This is a genomic window from Flavobacterium kayseriense, assembly GCF_014305095.1.
Lineage (GTDB): Bacteria > Bacteroidota > Bacteroidia > Flavobacteriales > Flavobacteriaceae > Flavobacterium > Flavobacterium kayseriense.
This window is the reverse complement of the sequence record NZ_JACRUI010000001.1, coordinates 1,293,267-1,314,921: the sequence shown is the minus strand read 5'-3', so window position 1 is coordinate 1,314,921 and position 21,655 is coordinate 1,293,267. Positions and strand designations below refer to the sequence as shown.

Annotated in this window: 19 protein-coding genes and 2 tRNA genes; 13 read left to right on the top strand and 8 right to left on the bottom strand. The window is 34.7% G+C overall.

The features are described 5' to 3' along the window. Positions 1-118: 118 nt before the first annotated feature. A complete protein-coding gene (gene alaS, locus H8R22_RS05655) occupies positions 119-2,755 on the bottom strand; it encodes an alanine--tRNA ligase (RefSeq protein WP_187008532.1) in 2,637 nt (878 codons plus the stop codon). Between the two features lie 327 nt (positions 2,756-3,082). Here alaS and H8R22_RS05650 point away from each other — a divergent pair, with 327 nt between their 5' ends. From H8R22_RS05650 to H8R22_RS05625, 6 genes are all read left to right on the top strand, one after another. Further along, positions 3,083-4,060, top strand: a complete 978-nt coding sequence (locus H8R22_RS05650) for a peptidoglycan DD-metalloendopeptidase family protein (protein ID WP_187008533.1) — start codon at positions 3,083-3,085, stop codon at positions 4,058-4,060. 53 nt (positions 4,061-4,113) lie between these two features. Then, positions 4,114-4,446, top strand: a complete 333-nt coding sequence (locus H8R22_RS05645) for a MerR family transcriptional regulator (protein ID WP_187008534.1) — start codon at positions 4,114-4,116, stop codon at positions 4,444-4,446. A gap of 62 nt (positions 4,447-4,508) precedes the next feature. Continuing rightward, the gene (locus tag H8R22_RS05640; RefSeq protein ID WP_187008535.1) at positions 4,509-5,096 is read left to right on the top strand and encodes a LemA family protein; all 588 of its coding nucleotides are present in this window, start codon (positions 4,509-4,511) and stop codon (positions 5,094-5,096) included. Between the two features lie 123 nt (positions 5,097-5,219). Further along, on the top strand, positions 5,220-5,657 hold the full coding sequence (locus tag H8R22_RS05635) for a TPM domain-containing protein (protein ID WP_187008536.1): 438 nt from the start codon (positions 5,220-5,222) through the stop codon (positions 5,655-5,657). A 1-nt stretch (position 5,658) separates the two neighbouring features. Further along, complete coding sequence (locus tag H8R22_RS05630; RefSeq protein ID WP_187008537.1) at positions 5,659-6,468, top strand: TPM domain-containing protein; 810 nt, start codon at positions 5,659-5,661, stop codon at positions 6,466-6,468. Between the two features lie 172 nt (positions 6,469-6,640). Beyond that, positions 6,641-7,642, top strand: a complete 1,002-nt coding sequence (locus H8R22_RS05625) for a hypothetical protein (RefSeq protein WP_187008538.1) — start codon at positions 6,641-6,643, stop codon at positions 7,640-7,642. A 46-nt stretch (positions 7,643-7,688) separates the two neighbouring features. Here H8R22_RS05625 and der read toward each other — a convergent pair whose 3' ends face one another. Continuing rightward, on the bottom strand, positions 7,689-8,996 hold the full coding sequence (gene der / locus H8R22_RS05620; protein ID WP_187008539.1) for a ribosome biogenesis GTPase Der: 1,308 nt from the start codon (positions 8,994-8,996) through the stop codon (positions 7,689-7,691). A 106-nt stretch (positions 8,997-9,102) separates the two neighbouring features. Here der and H8R22_RS05615 point away from each other — a divergent pair, with 106 nt between their 5' ends. Further along, on the top strand, positions 9,103-9,600 hold the full coding sequence (locus H8R22_RS05615; protein ID WP_187008540.1) for a hypothetical protein: 498 nt from the start codon (positions 9,103-9,105) through the stop codon (positions 9,598-9,600). 293 nt (positions 9,601-9,893) lie between these two features. Here the strand turns inward: H8R22_RS05615 and era are convergent, their stop codons facing one another. Then, complete coding sequence (era, locus tag H8R22_RS05610) at positions 9,894-10,775, bottom strand: GTPase Era (RefSeq protein ID WP_187008541.1); 882 nt, start codon at positions 10,773-10,775, stop codon at positions 9,894-9,896. Between the two features lie 118 nt (positions 10,776-10,893). On the opposite strand from era, the gene H8R22_RS05605 reads away from it, so the two are divergent. After that, positions 10,894-10,966, top strand: a tRNA-Met gene (locus H8R22_RS05605). Between the two features lie 34 nt (positions 10,967-11,000). Then, a tRNA-Met gene (locus H8R22_RS05600) sits at positions 11,001-11,073 on the top strand. A 186-nt stretch (positions 11,074-11,259) separates the two neighbouring features. On the opposite strand, the gene H8R22_RS05595 is transcribed toward H8R22_RS05600, so the two are convergent. Then, positions 11,260-13,272 carry a M13 family metallopeptidase gene (locus H8R22_RS05595; RefSeq protein ID WP_187008542.1) on the bottom strand — a complete coding sequence of 671 codons (2,013 nt, stop codon included), beginning with the start codon at positions 13,270-13,272 and terminating at the stop codon, positions 11,260-11,262. Between the two features lie 312 nt (positions 13,273-13,584). Between H8R22_RS05595 and H8R22_RS05590 the strand changes: the two genes are divergently transcribed. Beyond that, positions 13,585-14,298, top strand: a complete 714-nt coding sequence (locus H8R22_RS05590; RefSeq protein WP_187008543.1) for a pseudouridine synthase — start codon at positions 13,585-13,587, stop codon at positions 14,296-14,298. Between the two features lie 313 nt (positions 14,299-14,611). Here the strand turns inward: H8R22_RS05590 and H8R22_RS05585 are convergent, their stop codons facing one another. Then, a complete protein-coding gene (locus H8R22_RS05585; protein WP_187008544.1) occupies positions 14,612-15,466 on the bottom strand; it encodes a Two component regulator three Y domain protein in 855 nt (284 codons plus the stop codon). Positions 15,467-15,700: 234 nt separating this feature from the next. After that, a complete protein-coding gene (locus tag H8R22_RS05580; RefSeq protein ID WP_187008545.1) occupies positions 15,701-15,979 on the bottom strand; it encodes a 4a-hydroxytetrahydrobiopterin dehydratase in 279 nt (92 codons plus the stop codon). 96 nt (positions 15,980-16,075) lie between these two features. Between H8R22_RS05580 and H8R22_RS05575 the strand changes: the two genes are divergently transcribed. Then, positions 16,076-17,230, top strand: a complete 1,155-nt coding sequence (locus tag H8R22_RS05575) for a GNAT family N-acetyltransferase (protein WP_187008546.1) — start codon at positions 16,076-16,078, stop codon at positions 17,228-17,230. 7 nt (positions 17,231-17,237) lie between these two features. On the opposite strand, the gene H8R22_RS05570 is transcribed toward H8R22_RS05575, so the two are convergent. Next, positions 17,238-18,107 (bottom strand): diacylglycerol/lipid kinase family protein, encoded by an 870-nt coding sequence (locus tag H8R22_RS05570; protein ID WP_187008547.1) that lies wholly within the window; start codon positions 18,105-18,107, stop codon positions 17,238-17,240. Between the two features lie 65 nt (positions 18,108-18,172). Between H8R22_RS05570 and H8R22_RS05565 the strand changes: the two genes are divergently transcribed. Beyond that, a complete protein-coding gene (locus H8R22_RS05565) occupies positions 18,173-19,138 on the top strand; it encodes an App1 family protein (RefSeq protein WP_187008548.1) in 966 nt (321 codons plus the stop codon). A 157-nt stretch (positions 19,139-19,295) separates the two neighbouring features. Here H8R22_RS05565 and H8R22_RS05560 read toward each other — a convergent pair whose 3' ends face one another. Beyond that, positions 19,296-21,203 (bottom strand): ABC-F family ATP-binding cassette domain-containing protein, encoded by a 1,908-nt coding sequence (locus H8R22_RS05560; protein ID WP_187008549.1) that lies wholly within the window; start codon positions 21,201-21,203, stop codon positions 19,296-19,298. 65 nt (positions 21,204-21,268) lie between these two features. On the opposite strand from H8R22_RS05560, the gene H8R22_RS05555 reads away from it, so the two are divergent. Next, positions 21,269-21,652, top strand: coding sequence for a DUF983 domain-containing protein (locus H8R22_RS05555; RefSeq protein WP_187008550.1), 384 nt, complete (start codon positions 21,269-21,271; stop codon positions 21,650-21,652). The last annotated feature ends 3 nt before the right edge of the window (positions 21,653-21,655 follow it).

The window sequence follows — 21,655 nt, the reverse complement described above, 5'->3', positions numbered from 1 at the left end:
GCTTATTTTTTTTAAAAAAAACCTTCATGGCGCAATTAACTAGAAAGAATGGCCCCATAAGTTAGTACAAAGTTACAAAATCTATGCCTTAAATCTAAATCGTTCTGAACTTCATGATTTATTTCACAAAATCAATTGCATTAAGTAACGCTTCCGGAATTCCAGCTGCATTTTTACCGCCCGCAGTTGCAAAGAACGGCTGACCGCCTCCTCCACCTTGAATAAACTTACCTAATTCACGAACGACTTGTCCAGCGTTTAAGTTTTTATCCGCTACTAACTCTTTAGAGATGTAACAAGACAGCATTGGTTTTCCTTCCTCGGCTGTTGCTAAAACTAAAAAAACATTTGTCCCTAAATTCCCTAATTCATAAGCCAAGTCTTTCACTCCTTCTGGGCTTAAATCGACTTGTTTCGCCAAAAATTGAACTCCATTTATAAGTTGAATCTCTTGAGCCAATTCGCCTTTCATTTTTTTAGCTTTGTCTTTCAACATCACTTCTAACTGTTTTTTTAACTTCGCATTATCTTCTTGCAAGGCAACAACAGCTTTACTAATATCTTGTGGATTTTTTAAAGTCGATTTTATTTCGCTTAACAACGACTCTTGTGCGCTATAAAACTTTTTAACGGCATCAGCTGTAATTGCCTCGATACGACGAATACCTGCAGCAACCGCTCCTTCAGAGACGATTTTAAAAGACCAAATATCTCCTGTGTTGTTTACATGAATTCCTCCACACAATTCTATACTATCACCAAATTTGATAGCACGCACATTATCACCATACTTCTCGCCAAACAATGCCATTGCACCTTCGTCTAACGCCTGCTGAATAGGAATACTTCTTCTTTCAACTAATGGCAATTGCTCTTGAATTCTTGCATTAACAAAATCCTCAACTTGTTGTAATTCTTCGTCTGTTACTTTTGAAAAATGCGAGAAGTCAAAACGCAAGTTATTGGCATTTACCAACGATCCTTTTTGCTCAACATGCGTTCCTAAAATAGTACGTAACGCAAGATGCATTAAGTGAGTCGCCGAGTGATTTTTAGAGGACAATCCTCTTAAGTCCGTATCTACTTTGGCAACAAAACTTGCTTTTACATTTTCGGGTAATTGCTTAGCAAAATGCAAAATCAAATTATTTTCCTTTTTAGTATCAATAATTTCGATGGTTTCGTTTGCCGAAACTAAAATTCCTTTATCCCCTACTTGTCCTCCACCTTCAGGGTAGAAAGGAGTAGCGTCTAAAACGATTTGGTACAAAACACCATCTTTCTTAGAATCTACTTTACGAATACGAGTTATATTTACTTCGTTTTCTACTTGGTCGTATCCAACAAATGTTTCGGTATTACCTTCAACCAGAATTTTCCAGTCATCAGTAGAAACCTCTGAGGCAGCGCGAGAACGTGATTTTTGTTCTTGCATTGCTTTTTCAAAACCAGCTTCATCTAAACTGAAACCTCTTTCTCTTAATATCAAAGCCGTTAAATCGATTGGAAAACCAAAAGTATCGTAGAGTTCGAATGCTTTGGCGCCGTTTACCTCTTTACCATTTGTTTCAGCTATAACTTTATCTAACAATTGTAATCCTTGGTCCAACGTTCTTAAAAAAGAAGCCTCTTCTTCGCGAATAACATTAGTCACCAACGCTTGTTGTTTTCTAATTTCAGGGAAAAATTCGCCCATTTGATCAGCCAATACAGCAACCAATTGAAAGATAAAAGGTTCTTTGGTATCCAAAAAGGTAAAACCATAGCGAATAGCACGACGTAAAATTCTACGAATTACATAACCTGCTCCAGTATTCGATGGTAATTGTCCATCAGCAATAGCGAAAGCTACAGCACGGACGTGATCTACAATGACACGAATTGCGATATTGGTTTTATTTTGTTCTTCAGAAACGTTTTTAATTTCGTTTGAAGTATATTTCAATCCTGTGATCTGCTCTACTTTAGCAATCAGCGGTGTAAAAACATCGGTATCATAATTTGACGTTACACTTTGCATTGCCATACACAAACGCTCAAATCCCATTCCGGTATCTACGTGTTGCGCTGGTAATTTTTCTAATGATCCATCGGCTTTACGGTTAAATTCCATAAAAACGTTGTTCCAAATTTCGACTACTTGAGGATGATCTGCATTGACAAGGCTAAAACCTGAAACGGCTGCTCTCTCTTGGCTAGTACGTATATCGATATGTATTTCTGAACAAGGTCCGCATGGTCCTTGGTCACCCATTTCCCAAAAGTTGTCCTTCTTATTCCCAAGAACAATACGATCTTCGGGAACAAACTGCTTCCAGATATCGAATGCTTCTTGATCAAAAGGAACATTTTCGGCTTCGTTTCCTTCAAAAACAGACACGTACAGACGGTCTTTATCTATTTTTAAAACCTCAGTTAAAAATTCCCAAGCCCATGGAATAGCGTCTTTTTTAAAATAATCACCAAATGACCAGTTACCAAGCATCTCAAACATGGTGTGGTGGTAAGTATCAAAACCTACGTCCTCTAAGTCATTATGTTTACCTGAAACACGAAGGCATTTTTGAGTATCGGTGATGCGATTACTTTTTGGAACTGCATTTCCTAAAAAATATTCTTTAAACTGGGCCATACCGGAGTTATTGAACATCAAAGTGGGATCGTCCTTAAGAACTATAGGTGCCGAGGGAACGATTAAGTGTCCTTTGCTTTCAAAGAATTGTAAAAATGCTTTTCGAATGTCTTGTGATTTCATTTATTAAGATTTGTTTAAAGTTCAAGGTTTAACATTTTTCAACGTTTAAACCAACTTTAACTATTTGGTTATTATTTTGTTTGCCCCAGATAATAGTGAAAAGCTTAGAGTTTAGGCAATCTATTTTTTTCTTGATGGTGCAGGGCGACCAAAGGAAGCTCCTGCAACAGCTTAGAAAAAAAGATTGCTAAACGAGAACTTGAAACGAATAGCTGGATTAGGCCCTTATTATTATTATTATAAAAAAAGCAGTGGTACGAATGAAACATTTATTAAATTTGTTCAACTAACCTTTTTATAGGGCACAAAAATAGGGTATTTTAAAATATGGCGAAAGTAAAATATTATTACGACTCTGAAAATCTAGCATATCGCAAAATCAAAGTGAAAAAACGCAAGAAATTTGGCTTCGTTGTCTTGTTTTTAGTAGCTTCGGCACTGTTTGGTGTCCTGAGTTTTGTAGTTTTACTAAACACACCTTACTTTGAAACACCTAAAGACAGATTGCAAGAGCGAGAAATCGCTAATTTGAAATTAAATTACGCGGTACTGGACAAAAAAATAGATCAACTGAATGTAGTAATTCAGGCAGTAGAAGATCGTGACAATAACTTGTATCGAACCTACTTTAACACCTCCCCTATTACAGAGGAGGATCGCAAAGCTGGTTTTACTGATGCAAATAGATACCGAGAATTAGAAGACTATGACAATTCGAAATTAGTATTAACCACGACTAAAAAAGTTGACATATTGACAAAAGAGTTGGCAATACAATCTAAATCGCTAGACTATATTTTAAAATTAGCAAAGGAGAAAAACAAATTACTATCTGCCATACCTGCCATTCAGCCTGTCAGAAATGAGAATTTGAAACACATGGCATCCGGTTTTGGATATAGGACGGATCCTTTTACAAAAGCAAGGAAAATGCATGAAGGCATGGACTTTACAGCAAAAAAAGGTACTCCAATTTTCGCTACAGGTGACGGAGTTGTAACAGAAGCAAATGACAGAGCCTCTGGTTATGGAAATCATATTGTAATAAGGCACGGTTATGGATACGAAACATTGTACGCCCATTTAAGCAAATACAATTGCAAACCGGGACAAAGAATTAAGAGGGGAGATATTATAGGATTCGTAGGAAGTACAGGGAGATCTGAAGCGCCACATTTGCATTATGAAGTGCATAAAAATGGAAAAGTGGTTAATCCTTTGAACTTTTATTACGGAAACATATCAGCAGTAGAGTATGTGGCAATTTCCAAGAAAGCCAATCAAGAGAATCAGTCACTTGATTAAAACAGTTGGAAATATTATTCGTTATCTAATTAACAAAAAATCAATAAAGTAATATGCATATCGAACTTTCTAAAGACAAAAGGTATTACAGCATAGGCGAAGTTGCCAAGGCTTTTGGTGTGAACGCTTCGCTGATCCGTTTTTGGGACAGTGAGTTTGATATTCTTAAGCCAAAAAAGAATGCTAAGGGAAACCGCATGTTCACTCCTGAGGATGTCACAAATTTGCAACTGATTTATCATCTTGTAAAAGAAAGAGGTTTTACACTTGAAGGAGCAAAAACACACTTGAAGGAAGGTCAAAAGAAGACCCTTGATAAGTTTGAAATCATTCGGAAATTAGAAACAATTAGAACACAATTAACTAATATTAAAAACGAGTTGTAATCTAAATACAACTTGCATCATTACAAACAATCAAATAACAAATCAATTAAAAAACAACAAACATGAAAAAGTTTTTACCGTGGATTATTATCGCCGTAGTTATTATAGGAATCTACAGCTGGGTTAAAGGAATTAATAACACTGCTGTTGAACTAAATCAAAACATAGAACAATCGTGGGGAGATGTTCAAACAGCTTACCAAAGACGTAATGACCTTATTGGAAATTTAGTAAACACAGTTAAAGGTGCTGCAGAATTTGAAAAAAGTACTCTTACTGCAGTAATCGAAGCTCGTGCTAAAGCTACACAAGTAACTATTGACCCCACTAATATTACAGCAGACCAATTAGCGCAATTCAATCAAGCGCAAAGCGGTGTAAGCAGCTCTTTATCCCGTTTATTAGTTTCAGTAGAGCGTTATCCTGATTTGAAAGCAAATCAAAACTTTTTGAAATTACAAGATGAATTAGCAAGTACAGAGAATCAAATTTTGACCGCTAGAACACGTTTTAACGAATCTGTAAAACCATACAATACGCACATCAAAACGTTTCCAAATAGTATTTTTGCAGGAATGTTTGGCTTCCAAGAAAAAGCATATTTCAACTCAGTTGAAGGTGCTGACAAACCTGTAGAAGTAAAATTTTAAAAAAAATAGTAAATTTACATTGCTAGCAAACCATTAAGGAATACAGATTATTGAGAAATAATGAATCTTGTTTCTTAATGGTTTGCTATTTTAAAAGCATACTAATCCCCTAAAAAGCAACTCATGTCTAAAGTAGAAGATTTTTTAACGCAAGAGGACGAGCAAGAAATTGTTGAAGCCATTCGTGTAGCTGAAAAAAACACCTCGGGAGAAATTAGAGTACACCTTGAAAAAACAACAGAACTAGATCCGTTTGATCGCGCATTAGAAGTTTTTAATGAACTTAAAATGGACGAAACACAGTTAAAGAACGGAGTCTTAATTTATTTGGCTGTAGCCGATAAAACTTTTGTAATTTGTGGAGATCAAGGAATTAACGATATTGTTGCTAATGATTTTTGGGATAGTACTAAAGACATTATGGTAGCACACTTTAAAAACGGCAATTTCAAGCAAGGCTTAATAGACGGAATTTTAAGAGCTGGTGAAGAGTTGAAAAAACATTTTCCGTGGTCTGCAGATGACACGAATGAATTATCAAACGAAATATCTAAAGGATAATATGATTTTACAAAAAAAGAATACAACGTACGTTTTGCACTTACTAATTTGTCTTTTTATCACAAGTTTAGGGTTTGCACAATTTACAATACCTAAAAAACCCGATTTCCAAACAAGTGTTTACGATTATGCTAATGTACTTAGTGCGTCAGAGAAAACACAGTTAGAGGAAAAACTTATTAAATATGCTGATACCACCACAACCCAAATTGTAATTGTAACTATCGAAAGTTTAAAAGGAGAAGACATAGGAATCCTTACTCCAAAATGGGGACACGAATGGGGCATTGGTGGTACACAGAAGGACGATAATGGTGTATTTATATTACTAGCAAAAGCCGAAAGAAAAATATGGATCTCGCCTGGCTACGGACTTGAAGATCGTTTAACAGCCGGAATTGGTGGAGAAATAACTAGAAATATCATTATTCCAGAATTTAAAGCTGGAAGCTATTATAATGGATTAGATAAAGGTACAGATGCGCTTTTTGACGTATTTAAAGGAAAATATAAAGGTCAAAGAAAAGTGACTAAAGAAAAAGACTTTCCTTTTCTTCCTCTCATAATTATTATTGTAATCATCATTGCCTTAGCATCAAGAAATAAAGGTGGTGGTGGAAACTCAGGCAATCGCGGTGGTGGTGGCCCTAGCCTACTTGACGTTATTATTCTAAGCAGTCTTGGCCGTGGCGGCGGAGGTGGCGGTTTCGGCGGAGGTTCATCAGGTGGTGGATTTGGCGGAGGCGGTGGCTTCGGTGGCGGATTCGGCGGCGGTGGATTCTCTGGTGGAGGATCTGGCGGAGGCTGGTAAATAGAATAAAACTTAAAAAAAAGCTGCTGTATAGCGGCTTTTTTTGTGGATAATAGTGTGGCATTACTGCAGTAAAAAAACTTCAAATAATAAGATAACCATTTGGTAAATAGCCTCAATTTCAAACATAACAATATTATTTTATCTTTGAAGAAACAAAAAATAACCAATTATGAAAAATTTGAAGTCAACCACTTTAACTTTCATTTTGTTCCTGTTTTGTAATGCAATAGGACATGCTCAATTTAGCGGATGGAAACAAAAGGTTTTAGAAGCAGGTGCTGCACTGGGTTCGCAAAAGCTTGGACTCACTGAAGTTCTTAAAAAGCCCGCAGCAATCACAACTTCATTTGAAGATGTCGACCGCAATGGCTCAAAATTCCCAAATGATATTGTAGTTAAAAATGTCCAGCCTTTGTATTTATTACCTAAGGCAACTACAGGTGGTTATATTTTATGCGAAGGCTTCTATGAAATGACCACTAAAAGTTACTGTTTGAAAGCAGGAACTTACGCGCCGTCTAAAGGAGACGGATACATGTATGCTCCTATTTTAGGCCCTCAAAAAGATATTGTAATCGCCATACTTAAAAGTGCAGAAAAGCATCCTGAAATACAGCAAAATGACATTCAAGTTTTATTATGGACAATAATTGCAAGAGCTCGTTTTGCTGATTATAGCGGACAAGTAAAACTAACAGCAGTTGCACTACTTACACCTATAGAACTCACTAAACTCGAAGGAGGGATGCTAGGTGTTTTACCTAAAAGCCTAATGGAGCAAGCAAAATCAAAGTTACCAAATGCGCTCCAAGATGCCTTTGAAGCCGAAAACAATATTAGAAAAATGGTAGCATCAGGTAATTCGAGTTTTGCTGAGATGGAAAAGTATGCCATCATAGCAGGAATGGCAGCTACTCGCACTGATGTCCCTAGCGGGACTTGGACTTTACACTCAGATGGATATTATGTTCGTTATGACCCTTTTGGCTATTCGAGAACAAAAGTTCAAATTTATGTTCCTAAGGAATTAATTGCAAAAGGAAAAACAATTATCTACGATGCAACAGATGACATTGCGTGCCCTGCAAATACGGGTTCGCAACGTTTAGCACAAACAAACGAACCTATCAATCCAAAATATGATATTGTCTTGAAGACTTCTTGCCAATAGCATTCTTTATAAACTAAAAAAATCCCGATTCGCATCGGGATTTTTTTTATTTTTCTCTAATATAAATATCAATTGGAACTCCTGAGAAATCCCAGTTGTCTCTAATTTTATTTTCAAGGTAACGTTTGTACGGTTCCTTTACATATTGTGGCATATTGGCAAAAAACACAAACTGAGGTGTTGGTGTAGGTAACTGCATGCAATATTTAATTTTTACATACTTCCCTTTAGTTGCTGGCGGTGGGTATGCTTCAATTACTTTCAACATGTATTCGTTGAATTTAGAAGTAGCAATACGTTGTTGTCTACTTTCATATACTTTTACCGTAGCTTCTAATGCTTTTAATAAACGTTGTTTTGTTAAGGCAGATACAAAAAGAATAGGCACATCCGTAAATGGCATTAGCTCTTGTCTGATTTTCTCTTCGTAATCTCTAGTAGACATAGTCTCTTTCTCGACTAAATCCCATTTGTTTACCAAGATTACCACTCCTTTACGGTTTTTTTCAGCCAACCAAAAAATACTTTGATCTTGACCTTCAAATCCACGAGTTGCATCAATAATTAAGATACAAATATCTGCGTGCTCAATAGCACGTACCGAACGCATTACAGAGTAAAATTCTAAATCTTCCTTAACTTTAGCTTTACGACGAATTCCTGCAGTATCTACCAAGTTAAATTCAAAACCAAAACGGTCGAATTTTGTATCGATAGAATCACGAGTAGTACCCGCAATATCAGTCACTATATAACGATCTTTACCAATTAAGGCATTGATAAAACTTGATTTCCCAGCATTAGGGCGTCCGACAACTGCAAAACGAGGTAAATCAGAAGCCTCTTCTACTTCTGGTTTCTCTGGGAAAGCTTTAATTAAAGCATCCAATAAATCCCCTGTTCCGCTTCCTGAAATACTTGCAAATGTATAGTACTCCCCTAAACCTAGATTATAAAACTCTACTGCGTCTTTCTCACGCATAGCGTTATCAACCTTATTAACTGCTAATAAAACTGGTTTTTTAACCTTTCGCAACAACTTAGCTACAGTATCATCCATAGGAGTGATTCCTTCCTCTACATCAACTACAAAGATGATGACATCAGCCTCATCAATCGCTAGTTCTACTTGCTTGCGGATTTCTCCCTCAAAAACGTCATCAGATCCGCGGATATAACCTCCGGTATCTATTACAGAAAACTCTTTTCCGTTCCACTCGCTTTTACCGTAGTTTCTGTCTCTAGTAACTCCAGAAACTGAATCTACAATAGCTTCTCTTCTTTGTATCAGCCTATTGAAAAGGGTTGATTTCCCCACATTAGGTCTTCCTACTATCGCAACAATGTTATTCATAATTCTATTTTGAAATATTCGGCAAAGGTAGTGCAAAAAGCATGAATATCAATATTTTTGATATATTAGCACTTTCACACTCGTTTAACAACTGATTAACTTATTTATGGAAGTCGATAATGAAATTAGATTACTACTCCGTTTTAACAAAGACGTACCTAGAAATACAGACGAATTGTTAGACAAATTCAAGGATTATGCAGGTCGTAAGGACGATCGTTTTAAAATTAAAATAAGCGGCAATCACGTGTGGTTGTACATAATTGGCGTGCACAAAAAATATTATTCCCCTCACTTACACTTAGAACTTGAAACTCCTAATACTAATGAAACACATATTCGCGGACTCTTTGGTCCTGATCCTACTTTGTGGACTTTCTTTATGTTTTTACATTTTATAGTAGCAGGTGTGTTTTTAATTTTTCTAGGCATTCTTTATTCTGATTTCGTCTTGAAAAATGCACTAACTACTGATTTTATTGTTCTTAGTTTAATGGTTTTTATTTGGTTTTTGCTCTATTTTATTGCACGTCAAATACGACACAACGGAAATAGTCAAATGAAAGAATTAGAAAACTTATTTGAAACAATCATTGCTTCCTGATTCTTGAAAGCAAAGTCTATTGCTGTTTTGTTTCTTGTTTAGCGTAAGGGATAGCAGTGAAAATCCTTTTTTAAGGCTTTTGCTCAGCCTAAAAAAAGATTGCAACGAATAGCTCGACCCGCTTTTTTTTGGCGGGTTACGCCCATACACCTATAACGCAGCCGTTTGCTTACTAGAATAACAATCCGTTTTTTATCACGATAAGTTAAGGTAATAAAAAAAACAGCATTCAATAAAAATTTGAATGCTGTTTTCTTGTATAAGTACAATAGCTAAAAAGTTAGCACTACATTTTATTGATTGTAGCCAAAGCGTTTTAACATATTAGCATTGCTTCTCCAGTTTTTATTAACCTTCACCACCAATTCGATATGGATTTGTTTACCAAAGAATTTCTCCAAATCCTCACGGGCTTCAGTACCTACTTTTTTCAGAGCAGCTCCTTTATGACCAATGATAATTCCTTTTTGAGTTTCTCGCTCGACCATTATTAGGGAGCGAATGCGAATGATTTTTTCATCTTCAAAAAACTCCTCAGTAACAATCTCTACCGCATAAGGAATTTCCTTACTGTAGTTCAACAATATTTTTTCACGAATTGTTTCATTTACAAAGAAACGTTCTGGCTTATCAGTTAATTGATCCTTTGGATAATAAGCAGGTGATTCAGGTAAAAGTGAAATGATACGTTGGAAAACTTCAGGTACATTGAAATTTTTCAAAGCTGATATAGGGTAAATCTCTGCATTAGGTACTTTTTCAGCCCAAAAAGCCACCTGCTGCTCTAACTGTTCTTGATTAGAGTTATCGATTTTATTTAATAATAATAATACTGGGATTTTAGAATAGATGATTTTATTAAAAAAAGCTTCATCCTTTAGGTCTTGCTCCCCTATTTCGACCATGTAAATCAGAATATCAGCATCTTCAAATGCCGATTTAACAAAGTTCATCATCGATTCTTGCATTTCGTATGCGGGCTTGATGATTCCTGGCGTGTCTGACAAGATCATTTGAAAATCTTCTCCGTTTACAATTCCTAAAATTCTATGACGTGTTGTTTGTGCTTTTGAAGTGATTATTGACAATCTCTCTCCAACAAAGGCATTCATTAGCGTTGATTTCCCAACGTTTGGATTACCTATGATATTTACAAAACCTGCTTTATGTGACATTTCTACTATAATTTATGCCACAAAGGTAGTCATATCAAGTCAATAGATAAAATAAAACATTTTTTAAAATTTATGTTGTAAAATGCAGAAATTGATTGTATCTTTGCACCCGAAACAACGCGGGATAGAGCAGTAGGCAGCTCGTCGGGCTCATAACCCGAAGGTCACAGGTTCGAGTCCTGTTCCCGCTACTAAGTTAATTTTATTGAGATTACAAACGCACATCGCGGGATAGAGCAGTAGGCAGCTCGTCGGGCTCATAACCCGAAGGTCACTGGTTCGAGTCCAGTTCCCGCTACTAAGAAAACACCACTTGAAAAAGCTGGTGTTTTTTTTGTTTAAACTATAAATCAGAAACTAACAGACTTCCAAAATTTTAGATTTTAGGTAAAATAAAAACTGAGCAAGGGATTTAATGAAAATACCCCAAAAAGTTAGACACTTTTTGGGGCGTTTTTTAGTAAAACTAGTTAGTGTATGTAACTTACCAAATTGTTATTCTATCTTTTTTCGGTAAAAACATTTTATCTCCTTCTTGTACATTAAAGGCATCATAAAAAGGTGTTGTATTCATAAGCGGACCATTAACTCGCCAATTTGGTGGAGAATGTGGGTTATTGTTGATCCACAAACGCAGGTATTCGTCCTTCATTTTTACTCTCCATATTTTCGCTAAGGAGATAAAAAACCTTTGGTCTGGTGTAAAACCGTCAATTTTCGTGCTTCCTTTTCCTTCTTCAGTCATTTTAAATGCATCATAAGCAACGGCAATTCCAGCAATATCAGCGGTGTTTTCACCAACAGTTAACGCACCATTAATGTGTAGATCTCCTAAAACGGTATAAGTACTATACAGATCAGTAACCTGCTGTATCCTTGCTTTAAACTGCGCATAATCCTCTTTTGTCCACCAGTTTTTTAAGTTTCCATTTTTATCATATTGAGCCCCTTGATCATCAAACGTATGAGTTATTTCGTGACCTATAACCATTCCTATTCCTCCATAATTCAAAGCATCATCTGCATTGTTATCAAAATACGGTGGTTGTAAAATCCCGGCCGGAAAAACAATTTCATTTGCAGTTGGGTTGTTATAGGCCGTAACTGTTGGAGTTGTAGTATACCACTCAGACTTATCGACTGGTTTTCCTAATTTTTTCAACTGAAATTGATACGCAGCGGTGGCTGCTGAAACCATATTCTCAAAATACTTATCTCTACTTACGCGCACATTACTATAGTCTCTCCACTTATCTGGATATCCTATTTTTTTAGTAATGGCAAACAATTTTTCCTTTGCTTTTTGCTTCGTACTTTGACTCATCCATTCTAAATTGTCAATTCTATTGGCATATGCTTTTTGCAGATTATTTACTAAAGTCAACATTCGCTTTTTCGCATCTTCAGAAAAATATTTCTTTACATACAATTCACCTAGCGCTTCACCTAAATAGCTATCAACAACATTAGCCATTTTCTCACCTCGCGTTTTTTGAACAGCCTGACCAGAAAGCACCTTCGTATACGCAAACGAGGCTTCTACAAATGGCTTGCTTAAATCATCTGCATATCTAACTAAAGAATGTGCTTTCAGGTAAACTTTCCAATCGCTAATTGGTACGTTTTTTAAGAGTTTATTTAGGCCATCATAATATTGTGGTTGACCTACATTGATTGAATCAGTTTGAGCGCCTAATTTATTTAAGAAACTAGTCCAATTAATGTTTGTGTGTCTTTTTACAAGATCTTTTACAGCTATTTTATTATAATTTGCTTGTACATCTCGCAGTGCAACTTTTGTTTTATGTGCAGTAGCAAGTTGTTTGTCTATATCAAATACTATAGTCGCATTACGTTTTGCTTCTTGAGCAGTGCTCCCCGTTTGTTGAAATAACGTAGTAAGGTATTTTATATACGCTTGCTGTATAGCCACAGTTGACGCATCTGAGTTGAAGTAATAGTCTCTATCAGGCAAACCTAAACCGGTTTGATACAATTGAGCAATGTTCATACTACTATTCTTCTCATCTGAAGAAACTCCAAAACCTATAATGGAAGCATTATCTACTTTTACTTCATTAGCTACAAAATCCATCAAAGATGGTACATCACTAATTTTATCAATCTTTGCAAGTAGCGGTTTAATTGGCGTATAACCACGTTTGTCAATGGAAATAGTGTCCATCCCAGATGCATAAAAGTCACCAACCTTTTCGGCTGTACTTCCAGCTGGATTTTTGCTTTGCGAAATACTATCTAATATTCCTTGTAGACGCATTCTTTGTGGATAATTCATAAACATATAGGCCCCAACTCCAGATTGCGAGGCAGGTATCGGAACCGAATCATACCATTTGCCGTTAACATATTTAAAAAAATCGTTACCAGGCCTTAATGTGGAATCAATTCCCGTGATAGCAATAGTTTTTTTTTCTTGATTTTTTGAGCAGGCTGTAATAGCTAAAATTGCAATGACGAGCGCTAAAGATTTTTTCATAATTAAAATTTTTCTAGTAAAAGGAGAAGAAAAGCAATTGAAATTAGATTTACATAAATTTATGTACCTTGTGTAATTCATTTTAAAAGAACAAGGTACAAATTCACTTTTGAATCTTGAATGTATTGTTGAAATAATTTCTAATGTACTTGATTAGTAATCTCAGCCCATCATATTATACATTGTTATACTAACTTAGTTTCTCTCTGTAGTCATAGTAAAGATTCCAACAGTGAATCATTTGTAGAAAGAGTACTAGAAATAAAAAAATATAAAGATGATTTTAATCGAATTCTCTTTTACTTTTGCCTCATGTTAGAAATTCTATATCAAGACGAATATATCATTGCTATAAACAAACCGAGCGGATTGTTAGTGCACAAATCTTTTTATGCACGAGATGCAAAAGTATATGCTATTCAAGAATTACGAAATCAAATAGGAGGACAACACGTTTTCCCTGTTCATCGGTTAGATCGCAAAACATCAGGAGTTTTGTTATTTGCATTGGATAAAGAAGTCTTGAAAATCATGAACAACCGTTTTAAAGCACGTGAAGTCGAAAAGAAATATTTAGCCATTTTACGTGGTTGGTCTCCCACAGAACTTACTATCAATTATGATTTAATCAATGATGATGAAATTAAACAAAATGCAATAACCTACTTTCACAGATTACAAAGTACAGAAATTGACTTAGAATTTAACAATAAACCAACCTCTAGATATTGCTTGGTCGAAGCAATTCCCGAAACAGGGCGTATGCACCAATTAAGAAAACATTTCAAGCATATATTTCATCCCATTTTAGGAAGTAGACCACATGGCTGTAATAAGCAAAATAAATTATGGCTAGAGAAATATGAATTAAAAGGAATGATGCTTCATGCGCATCAGTTGATTTTTAATCATCCTATTACAAATGAACAACTAATTTTGAATGCAAAGGTCAACGAAGAGTTTAGCAGAATAGGCGCCATTCTCAATCTAGACTTGAGCAATTACGAAAAGAATACTAAATTGTAAAATACTCATTTAAGATGATTTAAGTATTCACAATTTAAGTTTTGCATCAGTAAGTTACCGCTACTTTATATCACAATAGTTTTGATAGGTATTATATCTAAGTGTCTCTAGTGTTGACGACATGCCTAATTCTCCTTTAACGGAGGCAACGACAGATCTCATTCAAATAAAAAATAAAAAAGCCTGTAAAAATATCTTTTCACAGGCTTCAACTAAACTAAACTAATTTTATTCTAACTAACTCTATTTTAGGTGGCAACAAATCATTTAATAACCAATCATACACTTTATTATCCACCATCAAAAAAAAAATTTAATCTTCAGAAACTAACGGTCTTTCAATATCAATATTAATATCCATCAATACAGCTACTCCTCTATCATTAAACATAGTCAAATTTAAAGTATCTAAAACTGCTAATTTTCTTGAAACTAATCCGCTGAACATATTGTATGATATATTCATTTCTTTTAGATTTCTTAATTTCTCTAAGTCAAATGGTACTTGACCCTCTAAATTATTTTCAAATAAACTTAGATTTTCTAATTTACTTAGTTTTGAAACATCAGCACTCAGCTTTCCTGTTAATTTGTTACTATTTAATAATACAATTTTAAGCGTTGCAGCTTCAAATAATTCATTTGGAATTTCTCCTTCAAGCTCATTGTTAAACAAAGCTAAAGTTTCTAAATTTTGTAATTTTCCGATAGATTCAGGTAACTGGCCCGCTAATCTATTCATGTACAATTCTAAATTCTTCAAACTAGTCATTTCTCCAATCTCAGAAGGAATAGTACCTGAAAGTTGATTAAAAGATAAATTAAGGATTCTCAATTGTTTAAGATTTTCTATTGAAGTAGGAATAACACCTTCTAAACTATTTTTGTGTAGATTCAATTCTTCTAGACTTACTAGGTTACTAATCTCAGCAGGTATTTTTCCAGACAAATTATTATCTGATAGGTTAATTGAGATTACTTTATCTCCTTCTACCTTAACACCAAACCATGATGAAACAGGAGCGTTTAAATCCCACTTGGTCTTCCAATTCTCTCCATTAGTTGAATTGTAAATTTTCAATAAAACTGCTTTATCAGAAACCGATACATCAGCTAACATCGTAACAGAAGCTAAAACTGTAAATAAAAGGGTAAAGATATTTTTCATGGTTTCGATTGTTTAATTTCTACACCATAAAAGTACCTAGTATGTAGATAATCAACAAATAAAATCGACGAACTACACTGTTATACCGTATTTAAATATATTTTTCTTACAATCAGTGATTAGTACATAGCGTTACAATGATCTAAAGTTAACCTCAAGTATTCAATTGAGAGAAAGTTAAAAACCTTAAAACCTGTAATTTATATAGTTTTATTGTGTTTGAGTCAATTTTGTTTAATCTAACTTTTCGATGGCTGATGCCAAATCAAAGTCTTTTTTGGTCAAACCATCTGCATCGTGTGTAGACAATCTTAAATTTACTTTATTATAAACGTTAAACATTTCGGGATGATGGCCTTGCTTTTCAGCTACTATTCCTACCCGAACCATAAAGCCCATTGCTTGAATAAAATTGTCAAATACAAATTTCTTCTCGATACCATCATTATTAAAACACCAATCATCTAGAGGTTCTAAAAATGGTAATGCTGTCTCTTCTGTATACTTTTCCATAATTTTTAATTTTAATAAAAATAATTAAAAATGAATGAATCACCCCAAGTTTTAACTTTATATATTAATTTTGTAGCATATTAACGTCCTTATCAATTGACTGACTCCTACTCGTTCCAAATTTATTCTTCAGTATCACAACTTCCCAATACATGGGATACCATTGCAGCGCGTAACATATTCCTATCTGTAGCGTATTTGGGAATCGCTGAGAAATCAGCGCCAACTAATATGCATAGCCACTTTATTGGCATTTTTCAGGAAACCAAATTGGTAGGTGTAGCACTGTCACAATTTATTAACCTAAGTGACCTTAATTCGTTTGGAGAAAGAGATACTCATTTAAGAACAATTGTCAGAAATTTTGTTTTTAAGAACCTTAGCTCAAAAGTACTAGTCATTGGAAACAACATGCTTACTGGACAAAACGGTTATTGCTTTAGTAACCAACTTTCAACAGCTGAAGGATTACATATTCTGAAGCAAGCAGCAGTAGCTTTGAAGCACTTATTTATAGCAAAAGGATTAAAAACCCATCTTACCATTTTTAAAGATTTCTCTGAAAATGAAATAACGTTTGCTACGGCAACTAATTTTAAGAGGTTTTTTAAATTCTCTACTCAGCCCAATATGATCTTTACCATTAAGGAAAGTTTTATAACATTTGATGATTATATAACTTGCTTAAATAAAAAATACAGAGATCAGTACAAAAGAGCCCGAAAAAAGGCTGATGGCATTTCTAAAAGAAAATTACCACTAGAGGAAATAACCAAGTACCATTCTAGAATCTATGAATTGTACATGAACGTTGCTAAAAACGCCCCGTTTAACACCTTTTACCTGCCAGACAACCATTTTGAAACTTTTAAAGATTCACTAAAAGATCAGTTCTTGTTTTATGGCTATTTTATCGAAGAGGAATTAATAGGCTTTAATACATTAATCAAGAATGGAAATGATATTGATACTTATTTTCTAGGTTATGATGAAAAGTATCAAAGGGAAAAAATGCTATACTTAAACATGCTGTACGACATGATTGCCTACTCCATCAATAAGGGATATAAAAAGATAATTTTTGCACGAACTGCGCTGGAAATAAAAAGTTCTGTAGGAGCAAAACCAATTGCAATGTACGGCCTAATGCAACACAGTAATTTCTTTATAAATTTGTTTGTTTCTAAAACGTTCCGCTATTTTGAACCGAAAATAGAGTGGCAACAACGGAACCCCTACAAAGAGTCTTGAGAAAATACTAAGGTATTGCTACCTTGATTTTTTTTGAAGAAACTGCAATATCTAATTTCATCTCAGATCCACAATACTCTCCATCTATTTGAAAATTTACTGGGACATTTGTTTCAATTGTAGCTTTATCTGTAGAAATAATTAGAACATCATCTGTATCCATGGGCATATTTCCGGTAATAATTTTACCTAAAACCAGTAAGTCCAAGTTTTTCAAAATAATTAATTCAAAAAGACCATCATTCATCAATCCGTAGGGATTAATTACCACTCCAGTCCCGTATTTTTGAGAATTAGCAATAACGATCATCCTCGCATCACACTCTATTTGTTCGCCATTGACCGTTATTACAGCATGAAAGGGCTCGTCATCCTCAATTAGTGTATTAATTGCTTGCATAGCATATCCAAGCTTTCCTCGAACTGCACTATGCTCATAATTTTTTATCAAAAGAGCATTTAGTCCCAAATCGCTCAAGTGAAGACTTTTATTTCCATTTATTAAAATGGTATCAATCGAAATGAAATTATTTTTAAATGCTATAGCAAGTGACTCTTCTAAGTCTTTTGGCAAGCCTAAATCAGTAGCTAAACCATTTGCTGATCCTGCAGATAGTATCCCGAAAATAACCTCTTCGTTCTCTAGCGCATCAGCTGCCAACTTAATGGTGCCATCACCACCTGCAATGATAATGCGCTCTGGTTTGTACCGGTTAAAAAGTGCTCTAATTTGAGAAGCATCATCCATACCCGATGTTTCATAGGATACGAAGTTAAAATTTTCTTGATGTGAAAATCGCTCTGTTGCCGTTATGAAGTCCGATTTATCTATTGCTCCAGAAACAGGATTAACAATCATCATGACATTCTTTTTCATTATTATACTTCTTTTTTAATTAAAAAAATTTAAATTGGAACACACTTACAAAAGTAATATAATAAATGAAGCCTATTTTAAAATTATATCGTGGTTATGCTAATGAACAAGAGTTAATTGTAATGGGGCATGTTTTTAACCCTACAAAGGCAACAGATTATGATTTCTTAGATAAAAATTTTAAGAATGCCCGCTCAATCATTAAACTGTTTCAACTAAAAACATGGCCAAATGCAACTATATGTCTAGTTCATAACAATGTAAAAATATACACCAAAACATTAAAAGATGGTTATTTTAAATTTTGCATCCCTTTGAGTCAGCTAGATTATGGCTGGATAGACTATGAAGTGAGTATCGAATACAAAAATCAAACAATTACAAGTAGAGCATCTTACATTAGGCCTAAAATGGGGAAACTAGGAATCATTTCTGATGTTGATGATACCTTTCTTGTTTCCTATACTTTAAATCCACTCAAAAAAATATACCACCTACTTTCTAGAAACGTAGAATCGAGAAAAATATTTGAAGATGCTGCAGCGCACTATAGGGCACTAAGTTTGTCTGGTAAAAACGGACCAGAAGAATGGAATGCCTTCTTTTATGTTTCAAGTAGTGAATGGAATCTTTACCGATTTCTAGTAAAGTTTACTGAATTACATCATCTTCCAAAAGCGGTATTACTACTTAAAGATATAAAAACAAGCTTACTTGATTTTATATGGACAGGTAGAGGTGGTCATGGTCATAAATTTGATAAGATAAAACATATCTTAGAGTTTTATCCTAGCTTAAAATATGTGTTGATAGGTGATGATTCGCAACATGATCCTTTTTTATACGAGGCCATTGCTAAAATTTTCCCTTTAACAGTCAAAGCCGTCTACATTAGACAAACTGGTAAGTCTCGTAAAGCAAAGGTGACTAATACTCTGGAAAATATAGAAAGTTTAGGAGTGGATGTTTGCTATTTTAAAAACAGTAGTGAGGCCATTACTCATTCTAAAAAAATAGGTCTAGTGGATTAAAAATCGTTGCTGGTTTAATATCCCCGATTAAAGTGTAAAGCCCGGACGCTGGTTGTTTCGTTTTTACAGGAGTCACAAAGCGACTGAAAGAAGCTCTTGTGGGGACTTGTGAAAAACAAATAACCAGCGGAGGACTTGAAACGGAAAGCGGGATTAGCTACATGGTATCTATCTCTTCTTGAACAACTTCCCAATCTAGTAGTAATTTATCTAATTCGGCTTTTTTCTTGTTGTACGCTTTAAAGAAAGCGGCGTCTTCAATATGCTTATCGTAATTAGTCGCAAGCATTTTATCATCGTTTTGAATATCCTTCTCTAACTGTTTGATTTGGCTTTCTATTTTGCTCAGCTTATTATGCAAGGACTTACCCTTCTTTTGATCTTCGTAGGAGGCTTTATTACTTTCTTTAGGAGCAGCCGCTTTAGCAAGATCTTTTTTCTCTACTTCGCGCATGTTTTCCATGTTACGTTGTTCCAAGAAATAGTTAATATCGCCAAGGTACTCTCTAATTTTTTGATCTTTGAATTCATACACAATGTTCGACATACCTTGCAAGAAATCTCTATCGTGAGAAACAAGTAATAAGGTTCCACCAAATTTTTGTAATGCTGCTTTTAAAACATTCTTAGACTTGATGTCCAAGTGATTGGTAGGTTCATCCATCAACAACACATTGATAGGTTGCAACAACAACTTACAAAGTGCTAATCGGTTACGCTCTCCTCCTGACAAAACCTTAACCTTTTTCTCTACGTCGTCACCTCTAAAAAGGAAAGATCCTAACATGTCTCTTACCTTAGAACGATTCGTGTCTGTAGCAGCATCTTCCATGGTTTGTAGCAAGGTAATTTCGCCATCAAGATATTCAGCTTGATTTTGAGCAAAATAGCCTAGTTGCACATTGTGCCCTAATTTTATAGTACCACTGTATTCAAATTCGTTTACGATTGCTTTTATAAAAGTCGATTTCCCTTGTCCGTTTTGACCAACGAAAGCAATTTTACTACCGCGTTCTACTAACAAATCGATGTCTTTTAGAATGACATTATCACCATAGGCTTTAGTAACATGATCTGCCTCGACAACCACTTTACCAGGTTCTTTAGATACTGGAAAAGAGATATTCATCACTGAATTATCATCTTCATCTACCTCAATGCGTTCTACTTTATCTAGTTTTTTAATTAAAGATTGCGCCATAGAAGCTTTGGATGCTTTGGCACGAAATTTTTCAATTAATTTCTCTGTCTCTTCAATTTTTTTTGCTTGGTTTTTTTGAGTTGCCAATTGCTTTTCGCGAATTTCATGACGTAACTCTAAATATTGAGAATATGGCTTATTAAAATCGTACGCTTTCCCTAACGAAATTTCGATCGTTCTATTGGTAACATTATCCAAGAACATCTTATCGTGAGAAACAATCACAACTACTCCTGGATAATTACGAAGGAAACTTTCTAACCAAATAATACTTTCAATATCCAAGTGATTGGTAGGCTCATCCAATAGCAACACATCATTAGACTGTAGCAACAATTTAGCTAATTCGATACGCATTCTCCATCCACCTGAAAAGGTTTCTGTTTGGTTGTTAAACACTTCTCTTTTAAATCCTAAACCAAGAAGAATTTTCTCAGTGTCACCTACATAATTATATCCACCTAAAAGTTCAAATCGATGGGTAAAATCAGACAAGTCTTCAATTATTTTAGAATATTCATCACTTTCATAATCAGTTCGAGTAACTAGCTGGTGATTTATTTCTTCCAACTTTTTCTCTACTATTTTAATTTCTGTAAAAGCTTCATATGCCTCCTCCAAAACGGTTCTTCCTTGTTCAAAATCAATGTCTTGACGCAAGAACCCCATGCGAATATCTTTTTCTTGCGAGATCACTCCTGAATCTGGAGCAAAATCTCTAGCTAACATTTTAAGCATGGTCGACTTTCCTGCACCATTTTTTCCTACGAGACCAACTCTATCCCCGGCTCCTAATCGAAAAGTAACCTCTTCAAATAAATATGTACCTCCAAAAGAAACCGATAAATTGTGTATATTAAGCATATATTGTGACTATTGTTACATTGGAACATTTACTAATAACGTACCTTTGTTTAAAATTTTTGCAAATGTTAAAAAAAGGATCCAAACTAAATAGTATTTTAACAGGAACTTGTCCTAAATGCCAGAATGAGAGCATGTATTTAGACAAAAATCCGTTTAATTTGACAAACACGCTAAAAATGCATGAAAAATGCAGTCATTGCGGATTAACTTATCAAATCGAACCTTCGTTTTTTTACGGAGCCATGTATGTGAGTTACGGTTTGAATGTAGCAACTGGGGTTGCAGCATTTATAATCTCCTACGTTATTTTAGGGACTTCATTAAAAACTGCTTTTATAGCAATTATAATTGCCCTAATTATTCTATTCCCATACGTTTTAAGGTGGGCGAGAAACATATATATTAATATGTTTGTAAGCTATGACCCGAATTGGGAAAAGAAATAAAAC